This window comes from Shimia sp. MMG029 (assembly GCF_027947445.1).
Lineage (GTDB): Bacteria > Pseudomonadota > Alphaproteobacteria > Rhodobacterales > Rhodobacteraceae > Shimia.
In genome coordinates, this window is the sequence record NZ_JAQJIM010000002.1 from 64,490 (window position 1) to 77,180 (window position 12,691).

Annotated in this window: 14 protein-coding genes; 7 read left to right on the forward strand and 7 right to left on the reverse strand. The window is 55.7% G+C overall.

From position 1 onward, the window contains the following. Entirely contained in the window at nucleotides 1-414 is a 414-nt protein-coding gene (locus PJL69_RS07105) for an Hsp20 family protein (RefSeq protein WP_271309045.1), read from the reverse strand. Nucleotides 415-613: 199 nt separating this feature from the next. Between PJL69_RS07105 and PJL69_RS07110 the strand changes: the two genes are divergently transcribed. Further along, nucleotides 614-838, forward strand: a complete 225-nt coding sequence (locus PJL69_RS07110) for a YdcH family protein (RefSeq protein ID WP_209096810.1) — start codon at nucleotides 614-616, stop codon at nucleotides 836-838. Between the two features lie 15 nt (nucleotides 839-853). Here PJL69_RS07110 and PJL69_RS07115 read toward each other — a convergent pair whose 3' ends face one another. The 3 genes from PJL69_RS07115 to PJL69_RS07125 all read right to left on the reverse strand — a co-directional run bounded on the left by PJL69_RS07115 (nucleotide 854) and on the right by PJL69_RS07125 (nucleotide 5,650). Next, entirely contained in the window at nucleotides 854-1,450 is a 597-nt protein-coding gene (locus PJL69_RS07115; protein WP_271309400.1) for a LolA family protein, read from the reverse strand. A 79-nt stretch (nucleotides 1,451-1,529) separates the two neighbouring features. Then, the gene (locus PJL69_RS07120) at nucleotides 1,530-4,451 is read right to left on the reverse strand and encodes a DNA translocase FtsK (RefSeq protein ID WP_271309046.1); all 2,922 of its coding nucleotides are present in this window, start codon (nucleotides 4,449-4,451) and stop codon (nucleotides 1,530-1,532) included. 11 nt (nucleotides 4,452-4,462) lie between these two features. Next, nucleotides 4,463-5,650: an aminotransferase class I/II-fold pyridoxal phosphate-dependent enzyme gene (locus PJL69_RS07125; RefSeq protein ID WP_271309047.1), complete on the reverse strand. Its 1,188-nt coding sequence runs from the start codon at nucleotides 5,648-5,650 to the stop codon at nucleotides 4,463-4,465. A 184-nt stretch (nucleotides 5,651-5,834) separates the two neighbouring features. Between PJL69_RS07125 and smpB the strand changes: the two genes are divergently transcribed. Continuing rightward, nucleotides 5,835-6,314, forward strand: coding sequence for an SsrA-binding protein SmpB (gene smpB / locus PJL69_RS07130; protein ID WP_271309401.1), 480 nt, complete (start codon nucleotides 5,835-5,837; stop codon nucleotides 6,312-6,314). Here the strand turns inward: smpB and PJL69_RS07135 are convergent. Next, nucleotides 6,302-7,024: a hypothetical protein gene (locus PJL69_RS07135; RefSeq protein WP_271309048.1), complete on the reverse strand. Its 723-nt coding sequence runs from the start codon at nucleotides 7,022-7,024 to the stop codon at nucleotides 6,302-6,304. The two genes, smpB and PJL69_RS07135, sit on opposite strands and share 13 nt — an antisense overlap. Nucleotides 7,025-7,223: 199 nt before the next feature. On the opposite strand from PJL69_RS07135, the gene sseA reads away from it, so the two are divergent. The 3 genes from sseA to PJL69_RS07150 all read left to right on the forward strand — a co-directional run bounded on the left by sseA (nucleotide 7,224) and on the right by PJL69_RS07150 (nucleotide 9,783). Continuing rightward, entirely contained in the window at nucleotides 7,224-8,078 is an 855-nt protein-coding gene (sseA, locus tag PJL69_RS07140; protein WP_271309049.1) for a 3-mercaptopyruvate sulfurtransferase, read from the forward strand. Then, the gene (locus tag PJL69_RS07145) at nucleotides 8,078-9,262 is read left to right on the forward strand and encodes an amino acid aminotransferase (protein WP_271309050.1); all 1,185 of its coding nucleotides are present in this window, start codon (nucleotides 8,078-8,080) and stop codon (nucleotides 9,260-9,262) included. The genes sseA and PJL69_RS07145 overlap by 1 nt, the downstream gene beginning before the upstream one ends. A 62-nt stretch (nucleotides 9,263-9,324) precedes the next feature. Beyond that, on the forward strand, nucleotides 9,325-9,783 hold the full coding sequence (locus PJL69_RS07150) for a GAF domain-containing protein (RefSeq protein ID WP_271309051.1): 459 nt from the start codon (nucleotides 9,325-9,327) through the stop codon (nucleotides 9,781-9,783). Nucleotides 9,784-9,786: 3 nt separating this feature from the next. Here the strand turns inward: PJL69_RS07150 and PJL69_RS07155 are convergent, their stop codons facing one another. Continuing rightward, complete coding sequence (locus PJL69_RS07155; RefSeq protein WP_271309052.1) at nucleotides 9,787-10,440, reverse strand: RluA family pseudouridine synthase; 654 nt, start codon at nucleotides 10,438-10,440, stop codon at nucleotides 9,787-9,789. A 106-nt stretch (nucleotides 10,441-10,546) separates the two neighbouring features. Here PJL69_RS07155 and PJL69_RS07160 point away from each other — a divergent pair, with 106 nt between their 5' ends. Both PJL69_RS07160 and PJL69_RS07165 read left to right on the forward strand, forming a co-directional pair. After that, on the forward strand, nucleotides 10,547-10,957 hold the full coding sequence (locus PJL69_RS07160) for a nuclear transport factor 2 family protein (RefSeq protein ID WP_271309053.1): 411 nt from the start codon (nucleotides 10,547-10,549) through the stop codon (nucleotides 10,955-10,957). A 4-nt stretch (nucleotides 10,958-10,961) separates the two neighbouring features. Beyond that, nucleotides 10,962-11,681, forward strand: coding sequence for an SGNH/GDSL hydrolase family protein (locus PJL69_RS07165; protein WP_271309054.1), 720 nt, complete (start codon nucleotides 10,962-10,964; stop codon nucleotides 11,679-11,681). Here the strand turns inward: PJL69_RS07165 and rarD are convergent. Beyond that, nucleotides 11,678-12,586, reverse strand: coding sequence for an EamA family transporter RarD (rarD, locus tag PJL69_RS07170; RefSeq protein ID WP_209096821.1), 909 nt, complete (start codon nucleotides 12,584-12,586; stop codon nucleotides 11,678-11,680). The two genes, PJL69_RS07165 and rarD, sit on opposite strands and share 4 nt — an antisense overlap. Between the last annotated feature and the right edge of the window lie 105 nt (nucleotides 12,587-12,691).

The window sequence follows — 12,691 nt, forward strand, 5'->3', positions numbered from 1 at the left end:
TTATCCTTTCTTGATCTGGATGGTTTGCACAATCGTCTCAGGGCGGGCCTGTGTCAGATCCACATGAAGCAAACCATTTTCCATAACGGCTTCTCCCACTTCCACGCCATCCGCGAGCACAAAGCTGCGCTGGAACTGACGCGCGGCGATCCCGCGGTGTAGGAAGATACGCTCACCACTGTCCTCAGTCTGTCGCCCACGCACGACAAGTTGGCGATCCTCAACCGTAATACTGAGATCTTGTTCACGGAAACCTGCGACAGCAAGCGTGATGCGATAAGAGTAGTCGGAAGTCTGCTCAATGTTGAAGGGCGGATAGCCCTCTCCACCAGACTTTGTTGTCCTCTCCAAGAGGCGCTCGAGCTGCTCAAAGCCCAGAAGATGGGGATAGGACCCCAAAGTTAGTTTGGTCATTGACACGTCCTTTTCAAAGCGACCGTCTGCATGCCGATCCCATACTGGCAACCGACTACCACTCAAATATGGGGCAGCACCTGCCCACTCGCAAGTCACGAACCTATTCAACTGTCATTAATTCCGCACAGCAGGCGTACTTTTCAGCCGTTCACAAAGAAGCTATTGTGAGACTCCGAACCAGATCGAGGACGACCCAATGAATGCGACAACCGATTTGTCCATGAAAACAGATGATGTTCTGCGCGTGGAACTGGAGGTTTTCAAGCAGGAGCACCGCGATCTTGATGAGGCAATCAATGCCCTCGTAGACCGCGGCACGGGGGATCAGTTGACCATTCAACGCTTCAAGAAACAGAAACTGCGCCTCAAAGATATGATCGCCCGCATAGAAGACAGGCTAACCCCTGACATTATCGCCTAAAGGCACATCGCACATTTAACGCTTCCGCTTGCCTCGCTCGGTTTCAATGTCAAACAGCGTGCGCGGAAAGCTCATCCCGGTGACCACCTCATCCAGGCGCACAGTTGTTTCACCGCCACCAGCGTCAAGGATCACCCATTCTGTCAAAGCCACGGGTGCGTCGGAAAACTTCAACTGAATTTGGCCATATTCAGGGTTCTTTGGATCCTGCGCTGTCACGATGGTGTGGGTGCCATCAAAACCATGGCCAACAACCATGTTTGCTGCCGCCAAGTTTACATTACGCGCCAAAATCAGAGACAAAGGCGTGCGACGCAGCGGATAGGTCTCCGGCGGACCACTGGCCCGATCGTCAAAAATGGCCACAGCGTTGTTGCTGGCCAAAACCAGAGCTTTTTGCGGCGGCGCGTATTCAAAGCGCATTTTGCCGGGGCGCTGAATGAACAAACGGCCCTTTTGAACGGACCCATCATCGGATGTTTGCACAAAAGCCGCCTCCGCGGTTTTTAGGCTGTTTAAGTATGCGCTCAGCGCATTGAGCGAAAGCTTTTCTGCATATGCCGGAATAGCAGAGGCCGCTGTTATCAGCGCTGCAAGTGTGTATTTAAGCATTGTCATGCATCCAATATAGGGGCGCGCGCCAACGATGCGCAGAGGTTGAGCGCAGTTTCGCCTGCACCCAACCGATTTGTCATTGCTCCGGGATCAGTATCTCGCGCTTGCCAACATGATTGGCCGGGCTCACCAGCCCCTCCTCTTCCATCTGCTCAACAAGACGCGCGGCTTTGTTGTAACCGATCGCCAGCTTTCGCTGAATGTAAGAGGTGGAACACTTGCGATCTTGGATCACAATCGCCACTGCAGAATCATAAAGCGCATCTTCGCCATTTGTGTTCCCGCCTGTGTTCAGCCCAAGAACCGCGTCGATATCATCCGCTTTTCCCTCATCAGGGCCTTCAACGACTCCGCCAATGTAATCCGGTGGGCCAAAGCTCTTGAGGTGATTCACGATTTCCTCAACTTCTTCGTCACTGACAAACGGGCCATGACACCGGGTGATCTTTGCACCGCCCGCCATATAGAGCATGTCCCCCATGCCCAAAAGCTGCTCAGCACCCATTTCACCAAGGATCGTGCGGCTGTCGACTTTTGACGTCACCTGGAATGAAATCCGTGTCGGGAAGTTCGCTTTGATCGTGCCAGTAATCACATCCACCGATGGGCGTTGCGTGGCCATGATCAGGTGAATACCTGAGGCACGCGCCATCTGTGCCAGACGTTGAATACAGGCTTCAATCTCCTTGCCCGCCACCATCATCAGGTCAGCCATCTCATCGACGATGACCACGATATAGGGCATTTTCACCGGCACTATTTCTTCGGTTTCAAACACGGGTTCGCCGGTCTCGTCGTCAAATCCAGTTTGGACCGTCCGGCTGAATGTCTCATCTTTGGAAAGTGCATCGCTTACACGGCTGTTGTAGCCATCAATGTTGCGCACGCCCATTTTTGACATCTTGCGATAGCGATCTTCCATCTCGCCCACGACCCACTTAAGCGCCACCACCGCCTTTTTAGGATCGGTCACAACAGGGGAGAGCAGATGCGGGATGCCATCATAGACGGACAGTTCGAGCATCTTTGGGTCGATCATGATCAATCGACAATCTTCCGGTGTCAGACGGTAAAGCAACGATAAGATCATCGTATTGATTGCCACCGATTTCCCGGAACCTGTGGTCCCTGCGATCAACAAGTGCGGCATCTTTGCAAGATTGGCGACGACAGGATCCCCACCAATGTCTTTGCCCAGCGCAAGTGGCAGCTTCATGTTGCTGTCGCCAAAATCACGCGCTGCAAGGATCTCTCGCAACACCACCTTCTCGCGGTTCTCATTAGGCAGTTCGATGCCGATCACACTGCGGCCGGGAACCGTTGAAACACGCGCCGACAACGCAGACATCGAGCGCGCGATATCATCAGCCAGACCAATCACACGGCTCGCTTTCAAACCCGGCGCAGGCTCAAGCTCATACATCGTCACAACCGGACCAGGCCGCACACTGACGATCTCACCTTTGACGCCGTAGTCATCCAACACTGTTTCCAACATCCGCGCGTTTTCTTCGAGCGCTTCATCACTCAAATGATGGCGCTTGATGTCCAACGGGTTCTCCAACAGTCCAAGCGGTGGCAACTCGTATTGCGAATGCTGCTCTTCAAACGCCAAGGACGGCTGCGCCTCAGCCTGTGCACGGCTGGAAGGATGCACCACTTTGTTCTGACGTGGTTGCACAACTTTCTTCGGTTCCGCGACTGGAATAGGGGCGATTGGCGCAGCACCCGGCTGGGGCGGCATGTCCGGTTCTGGCTCGATTTCGAACTCAGAGATGGCAGGGTCATCCAAATCTTCCGCCACCACATCAAGCGACGGTTCTGGCTGCGGCGCAATAGGCTGACCGCTGGACAGTGGAGGCTCCGCACGCAAACCGGCAATTGCCACCGCCACTTCTGGCTCAGGTGGTGCAACAAAAGTCGGCTGTTCGACATCCAAAACCAAAGGATCAGGCCCGCGACCGCGGCCTTTGGTCAATGGTTTGTCTTTGTGCAATTCAGGCGGCGCAACAGGCGCACCGCGTCGCGCACGAGAGCGCATAACATCAGCGATTTTTGCACTAATCCGCGCCTCTTCAGGACGCTCATCGAATTCCTCAGCGAAAAGGTTCTCGACCAACTCCGGTTCTGGCATCTCTTCATGCGCTGGTTCCGCCCGCTTGATCAGTGTCGGCAAGCGCAGGCGAGACTTTGGCTTTTCTGCCACAAGCTCTTCATTGAAGGCTTCAGTATCATCGAGAATAGCGTCCTGCCAATCCGGTTCTGCCGCAAATGCGTCAGACTGCGCCGCCAGCTCGCGGCGTTCATTCCGACGCTCTTGCGCAGCTTTGGCGGCCTGCACAGCACCCGTTGCGCTGCGCCCAAGCAAGCGCATGAACGCATCGTAGGCAAGCACCAGACCAACCACCAGAGCGCGCGCCAGCCGGTTGAGTTCTGATCGTGTGAAACCCAGCACAAACCCACCGACAAAAACAAATGCGAGCCCAGTCAAAAGTGACATGAATTTGACGCCAGCCTGCGCTCCGATCGGCAAAATTGTCAGAAGAGCGCCCATGACCGTGTCGCCAAACAAACCACCAAGCCCGAAGGCATGGATCCAATTGCTCCCTGGCGTCAGAGTCGAAGCATAGATTGCGCCCAGCGCAAGCATGATGGGGGCAAAAATAGCGCGGCTTTGCACCCGTTCTTCGCCAATGTGCAATGCAAAACGCACACCCCATGCGCCAAAGATCAAAGACAGCCCCAGACTTCCCCAGCCCACAATGATGAACAACGGTGCTGCAACAGAAGCGCCCATGCGACCAAGCATGTTCTGGACAGGTGCGTCCGTAACAGACAACCAACTTGGATCTGAGGGGGAGTAAGACAGGATCATCGCAGCTGACATCACCGCCAGTCCCAACAACACGATCCCAATCAGCTCTTTACCGCGCTTTTCAACCGCCGCCTGAGTGTTGCTATCCAACAAAGGTCCGCGTCCTCTTGCCTGATATGCCATACTCCACCCCTTTACGCTTGTCCGTAGATGCAGCTGCGCAGCTTTGTCAGCGCTTCTGCCACTTCAGACTTTGGAGCCACCAGCGCAGCTCTGATATACCCTTTACCCGGATTTAGCCCGTCAACATCGCGACTGAGATATGCCCCCGGCAACACACGTACCCCGGTTTCTGTCCAGAGTTTTATTGCAGCCTCTTCCCCATCGTCGACGGGCAGCCAAAGAAAAAAGCCTGCATCTGGACTTTGATAGCCATCGATGTCGGCGAAAATCTCATCGGCAAGGTCGAACTTTTCGCTGTAAAGACGACGATTTTCGATCACATGCGCTTCATCCTGCCAGACTTTGACCGACGCCATTTGCAGAGGCAACGGCAGCGGCGCACCAGAGTAGGAACGCAATTGTTTGATCCTGCGAATGCTCTCAGCTCCTCCCGCAACAAACCCGGAGCGCAGCCCAGCAAGGTTGCTGCGCTTGCTCAACGAGTGGAAAATCAAAACCCGGTCAGGATCCGCACCCATTTCTGTTGCAACCTGAAGCGCACCAGTTGGCGCTTCGCCACGGTAGATTTCGGAATAGCATTCATCTGCAAAAATCTTGAAATCGTATTTTTCGGCCAGACCAATCAGGTGTGTCCAATAAGCGCGGTCAGCAACGGCGCCTTGCGGGTTCGCAGGGGAACAGATGTAGGCAATGGCCACGCGCTCAAGCTGAGCTTTCGACAACTTCGAGAAATTAGGCAGGTGCCCACTCTCTTCGGTCGCAGGCACAAACAAGGCTTCTGCACCAACAGCTTGTGCGGCGACGGCATACACCTGGTAAAACGGATTTGGAGTCAAGATTAGAGGCTGTGCACCGTTCTTGGTTTCAGGGCAAAGCGCCATTGCAGCGTTGTAGAGCCCTTCACGTGTCCCATTCAACGCCATCACCTGAGTGCCAGCGTCCACTCTCACCTCGTAACGACGCTCAATCCACTCGGCGATCGCGGCAAGAAGCTCCGGCGCGCCTTCATTTGGCGGATAGCGATTGAACGTCGCAGAATGTGCAACAATTTCATCCGTAACCCAATCTGGGAACGCGTGTTTGGGTTCGCCAATCGTCATATGAACCACGGGGCCACCTGGTTCGAGATGGTCCAATAGCGCGCGCAGACGCGGGAATGCATAAGCCGGAAGGTTCGAAAACCGCTCGGGGAAAATCATATTCAGCTGCCTCAAGTTCGGGATCATTGCGCCCCGTTTGGACCCAAACTAGCCAAAGCCTGACGGTGCGTCCACTAAAATGCCGGAGACATTCCCCCTTGTGACCTTCGCGCAACCCCGCGCTTAGACCCACGTGTCCGACAGGATGGACACTGCCACAAAGCCGCGCTATGCCACGCGTGTTATGGCCAAAAAGCAAAAGAACTCTGATCCGAACTACAAGGTGATCGCCGAGAATCGGCGGGCACGTTTTGACTACGCCATCGATGATGACATCGAGGTTGGCATTGTCTTGTCAGGATCTGAGGTGAAATCCCTGCGTGAAAAATCCGGCAACATCGCAGAAAGTTATGCTGCGGTGGAAGATGGCGAACTGTGGTTGGTGAACTCCTATATCGCACCGTATGAACGCGCTATGTTCCCACACCTAGAGCGGCGCAAGCGCAAGCTGCTGGTCAGCAAGAAACAGCTTTCTGACCTGTGGAGCGCGACCCAGCGCAAGGGCATGACCCTGGTTCCCATGGTGATGTACTTCAATCACAAAGGCTTTGTGAAAATGAAGATCGGCATCGCCAAAGGTAAGAAAAACCACGACAAACGGGCAACAGAAGCAAAACGTGACTGGGGCCGGCAGAAACAACGCCTGCTGCGTCACGGCGATTGAGTTCGCTTGAAAAGCTCCAGCCAACGCCTGTCTATTGCGGCAAGCTCTTTGGGATCGATCTGATCTAGAATTTCCCAATACCGCCCACTAGGTGCGCTGTACCCAAGGGCTGTTTCGGCATCTCGCAGTACCTCGACATCGGATTGTGCCGCTGCAAAGTTCACGCGCGTCTCTCCCAGATCCTTGACGTCTGCCCGTGGAAACAGCAATCGGCTCTCCGCTGATGACAGGTTCACACAGGCACAGCCTACTTGCGCCGCCAGCAGGGCTAGACGCGCGGATTTTCCTTCTAGATTTTGCAAAGACACATCATCGCGCAGAGGGTCCGCCGCCCCTGTTCCATAAAAATGCGTGTGCCCCTGTTTTGGATAGACCATGTCACAGCCAATGAATGCCAACACGTCAGGCTGCAGTGCGCCAAGCGCCCAATACCCAGCCGTAAATGCCATTGTACCTCCAGCGAACAGAACGCCCCCAAAAGCATTGTTTTGCGGCACATACTCTGTGTAGCGGATCACAGTCTGCCCAGATGCCATTACCGGCGGATACCGATCTTCGGGGAAATCTTCAGGGTAAATCACATGGCTCCAGTCGGGGCGAACCCGCCAAGCGTTGTTTATCACAACAATGTGGTCAAACAGCTTGGCGTCCCAATCCTTCGCCACAGGGGCGTTCGGACCACTACCGATCACCAGAACAGTACCCGCCATTTTACAACGCTCCCAAGCTGACTTTCGCTTCAAGATAAACCGAGGACAGATACGACATTCAACCAAAAGTGGTTCACTCATCGAAATTAGATTTGCGACCAACTTTTAGACGCCAGTATAGCCCGACGTTGCCCCACCACTTGCCTCTTGCGGATGCGAGATGTAGGCAGTGTTTCTAGTGTTACTGGAAAGGGATGAGATGAGCGACGATCCCAAGACATTGGTGTCCACGGAATGGCTGGCCGCCCACCTGAAAGACCCAGATCTCCGCATTCTGGACGGATCCATGTCACCGATTGGCATGGAAAACACCGCAGGCGCTGAATATCTGGAGCGCCACATCCCGGGCGCGCGCTATTTTGATATCGACGATATCTCGGACGGGCGCAGCAACCTCCCTCACATGGTACCACCTGTCGAAAAATTCATGTCACGTCTGCGCGCTATGGGAGTCGGAGACGGTCACCAAGTGGTGGTCTATGACAGCGCCGGCCTATTCTCGGCAGCACGCGTTTGGTGGCTTTTCAAATTGATGGGCCAAAACAACATCGCGGTGCTGGACGGCGGGCTTCCAAAATGGATCGCCGAGGGCCGCCCCACAGAAGACCTGCCACCGATCATTCGCGATCGACACATGACTGTGCGCCGTCAAAACCACATGGTGCGCGACGTAACCCAAGTGTCACATGCCGCAAAACTTGGCGACCACGAAATCATCGACGCACGCGCAGCGGCACGCTTCCGTGGAGAGGCACCCGAACCGCGCGAGGGTCTGCGGTCAGGTCATATTCCCGGTTCAAAGAGCGTGCCTTTCACGTCGCTCCTGAATGAAAATGGCACGCTCAAAACTCCTGAAACGCTGCAATCCGTCTTCGAAAACGCAGGCGTCGATCTGAGCAAACCAGCCATTACAACCTGCGGCTCTGGTGTCACTGCAGCCGTACTGTGCCTTGCAATGGAACGGTTCGGGAAAACCGATCACTCCCTTTATGATGGATCATGGGCCGAATGGGGGGCGTTCCCCACAGTGCCCGTAGCAACCGGAGAAGCCTGATGCTCACCAATCTGAAAGAGCAGCCCAAAGACAAAATTCTTGGCCTCATGGCCATGTATCGCGAAGATCCCCGCGCCACCAAGGTGGACTTGGGTGTTGGCGTGTACAAAAACGCTGAGGGGGTGACCCCCGTCATGCGCGCGGTTAAGGCGGCAGAGCGTAAGATTGTCGAAGAGCAGATCACCAAAGCCTACACCGGTTTGGCGGGGGATCCAGCTTATGCAGACGCGATGATTGACATGCTGCTGGCTGGCAGCGTGGAACGCGACCGACTGGCGGCTGTGGCCACCCCGGGCGGCACTGGTGCCATTCGCCAAGCGTTCGAATTGATCAAGGTCGCCAACCCCAAGGCCCGTGTCTTTGTCTCTGATCCTACATGGCCCAACCATGTGAGCATCCTGAACTACCTCGGCATCGAAATGGTGAAGTACCGCTATTTTGACGCGGAAACCCGTGGGGTGAATTTTGACGGCATGATGGAAGATCTGGCAGATGTGACCAGCAACGATGTCGTGTTGCTCCATGGCTGCTGTCACAACCCAACTGGCGCCAATCTCAATCTGACGCAATGGCAAACAGTGATCGACCTGATCACCGAAAAAGGCTGCACGCCGATGATCGACATTGCCTATCAAGGCTTTGGCGATGGTCTGGAAGAAGATGCCGCCGCCACCCGCCTTGTGGCACAGTCGGTGCCAGAACTGCTGATCGCAGCGTCGTGCTCCAAGAACTTCGGCATCTATCGCGAACGCACCGGTCTGCTGATCGCAATGAGCGAAAAAGCTGAACAAACTGCCGTCGCGCAGGGCAACCTGAACCACCTCAACCGCCAGAATTTCTCCTTCCCGCCCGACCATGGCGCACGGGTGGTCACCACGATTCTGACGGATCCGGAGCTCAAAGCAGATTGGATGGCAGAGCTGGAAGAAACCCGCCTCGGCATGCTCGCTCTGCGCGAACAACTGGCCAGCGAACTGCAGCGCCTTTCAGGTTCCGATCGCTTCGGTTTCCTTGCGCAGCACCGCGGCATGTTCAGTCAGCTGGGTACAACGCCCAACATGGTTGAAAAACTGCGCGTCGACAACGCCATCTATATGGTTGGCGACAGCCGCATGAATATCGCTGGTCTGAACACCAATTCTGTTCCGGTTCTGGCCAAAGCCATCATCGACGCTGGCATCTAAAATCACACCACAACCGCGCCTTGGCATATCGCACAGGCGCGGTTTCTTTTTGGAAAACACCCATGTCTATCGACTACACATCACTCGCAGCCACCATCGCTTCACTGACTGAGGGGGAAACTGACACCGTATCACTGATGGCCACGGTGACGTGCGAAGTCCACCACGCAGACGACCGCTTTGACTGGACAGGTTTTTACCGCGTCGTCGCACCCGAACTTCTGAAAATCGGCCCCTATCAGGGCGGACACGGCTGTCTGGTGATCCCTTTCTCGCGTGGCGTCTGCGGCGCGGCCGCGCGTACCGGCGAAACCCAGCTTGTCCCAGACGTGGATGCCTTCCCCGGCCACATCGCATGCGCCAGCAGCACGCGCTCGGAGTTGGTCTTGCCCGTTTGGAATGACAAAGGCGATCTGCTCGGGGTGTTTGACATCGATAGCAATCAACCCGACGCCTTCACTCAGGAAGACGCGGATCAGCTGACGGCCATTCTCGCTGCCGCGTTCAAGAACGCAGCCTAAGTTTCAGAAGGGCGCTTTGGCGCGAAACGCCATGCCCTTCCCACTCTCAGGATGGCTGATCCGCAGCTCTTCAGAATGCAGCATCAGGCGGGGGAACGCCAAGGCCTCCCCCTCCGCATAGAGCGGATCTCCCAAGATCACATGTCCAAGCGCCAGCATATGCACCCGCAGCTGATGGCTGCGTCCGGTTTTGGGGCTCAGCCGCACGCGCGTCTCGGTCTCGCTAACCTTGAGAGAGCGCCAATCGGTGATCGCCGGCTTACCGTTCTCTTGATCCACCATCTGTCGCGGGCGATTGGGCCAGTCCACGATCAGCGGCAGGTCCACCGTGCCTGACTTCTCCGTCATCTTTCCCCAGACGCGCGCCACATAAGTTTTCTTTGTTTTGCGCTTTTCAAATTGCATCGACAGATTCCGCTGCGCGTGCGGCGTCAGCGCAAACACCATCACACCGGATGTATCTCGATCCAAACGATGCACCAGCAAGGCAGTCGGGAAGGCTGCTTGCACACGGCTGATCAGGCAATCAGAAAGATGATCCCCGCGCCCTGGCACCGACAGCAAGCCAGAGGGTTTATCGACCACAAGGATATCGCTGTCCTCATGTAAGATCACCAGAGGGTCTTGGGGCGGATCATATGGCGTAATTTCTGTCATAGCGCCGGACATAGGGGTTTGACGCAACGTGGGCAACCCAACGTCAGCCTTGAGTTGCCCTGACAGATGCGCAGGCTACACGTGTAAGAGTAAGGGAGGACCACAAATGCACCCCACAATCACCCGCATGCAAGAGGTTGTCGCCAAGGGCGATGAAGAGGACATAAAGGCGCTTTTGGCCGAAGATGTCACATTTCAGCCCCCCACATATTGGGCCACTTGGACAGGACGCGACGCTGTCGCTGCTGTGCTTGGGCACGTGGGACAGGTGTTCGGCGACTTTCGATATCGCCGTGTTATGGGCAATGACAATGACTGGGCCTTGGAATTCCAGTGCAAAGTTGGCGACTTGGACTGTGTCGGCGTTGATCTGATCACGCTTAATGAAGCAGGCGAAATTCAGAATTTTGAAGTGGTGATGCGCCCATATAAGACCATCGGCGCCCTACGCGACGCTATGAACAAACGCGTCATGACCGATGCGCGCTTTCTAAAATTCAAAGACGCGTTGAGCTGACCGCATGCGACCTGCCGCCGACCAGATCTTGCGTATCCCCTTAGCGCCGCTGCTCGCAGCGCAAGGATTGGGGGTGCGTCGACGCGCCAACACACTGCCCGAACCGCCCGGTGCTCGGCAGGGGCAAGCGGGCAAGGGCGCACCATTGCGTTTGTTGATTGTTGGCGACAGCTCCGCTGCTGGCGTTGGCGCGCGCTCCCAAGACGCGGCCTTATCTGGCCAAGTTGTAAAAAACCTCGCAGAAGGCTTTGATGTATCCTGGAAACTGATTGGCGAGAGCAGCATCACGACAACCGGCATGCTCAAACGCTTGGCGACTGTCCCACCAAGCGCGTTTGATGTGGCGATCACTGCGCTTGGTGTGAACGATGTGACCCGCGCGAGCAGCCGTGCCAAATGGGTGAAACGCCAGAGCGAACTTGCAGAAGTGCTTTCTTCAAAATTCGCAGTGCAAACGATTGTCGCCTCTGGGCTGCCCCCAATGGGCGCTTACCCGGAGCTCCCTCAACCGCTGCGGTGGGTCTTGGGCGCGCACGCCAAGCGTCTTGACGATGCGTTGGCTGACCTTGCGGCGACACATCGCCAGCTCACCCACCTCCCGCTTAACTTGCCATTCGAACCACGGTACCAGGCATCGGATGGTTATCACCCTTCAGAGGAAGCCTATGCCATTTGGGCGGCAATGTTCGCAGATCACATCCGCGCACAACTGCACCTTTCTTAGCCACGCTTACCTCTCAGATCGCGCAGCATTGGAATAGAGTACACAATCAGCGCCAACCAGATCATCGGGAATGCGATCATCCGCGCCTGACCAAAAGGCTCTCCAAACAGGAACACCGCCACCAAGAAAATCATCGTTGGCGCGATGTACTGCATGATCCCAATTGTCGAAAGACGCATGAGTTTTGCACCATTGGCGTAAAACAGCAACGGCACCGCTGTCACAATCCCGCAACCCAGAAGAAGCCAAGTGTCTTGTGCCGACATCGCAAAGTGCCCCTGCCCCGTCGCCGTAAGCCAGCCTAGAAACCCAATAGCTGGCACTGAGAGGATCAAAACTTCAAGCAAGAAACCTTGGTTTGGCCCGACAGGAAGTGACTTTTTGAAAAAGGCGTAAAACCCCCATGATACGGTCAACGCCAACGCGGGCCATGGCAGCGTACCAGCATCCGCCCAAAGCACCACAACAGCCCCAGCAGCCAGAGCCACAGCAATCCATTGCAGCCGTGACAAACGTTCGCCAAGCAAAAGCGCCGCAAGACCAACGCTGAACAGTGGATTGATGTAGTACCCAAGTGCCGCATCCAACGCGCGATCATTGGCAATCGACCAGACGTAAATGCCCCAATTGACGGTAATCAGCGCGGCCGTGAGACACCCCATCGCCAAGGTACGCGGGTTGCGCAGTGCTGCAACAAGATCACTGGTGCGCCTTAGAAGGATCAACACCAAGCCAGCAACGGGAACAGACCAAATGACCCGATGGGCTACAATCTCAAGCGCGGGCATATGCGCAAGCAGCTTCATGTAAAGCGGCAGGAATCCCCAGAGCAGATAGGCGCCCATAGCAAAGGCAAACCCTTTTGGGGTATCCACATTTTCAGGCGTATTGCTGACGACCGCCATGAGTGCCTCCTTTGACCGCGACGCATCTTGATAGCGCCGGGCCAAAGGGAAGGAAATGCGCGATTTTGTGACGGGGGCCATCACCATTCTTGATGGCGCGCGCCC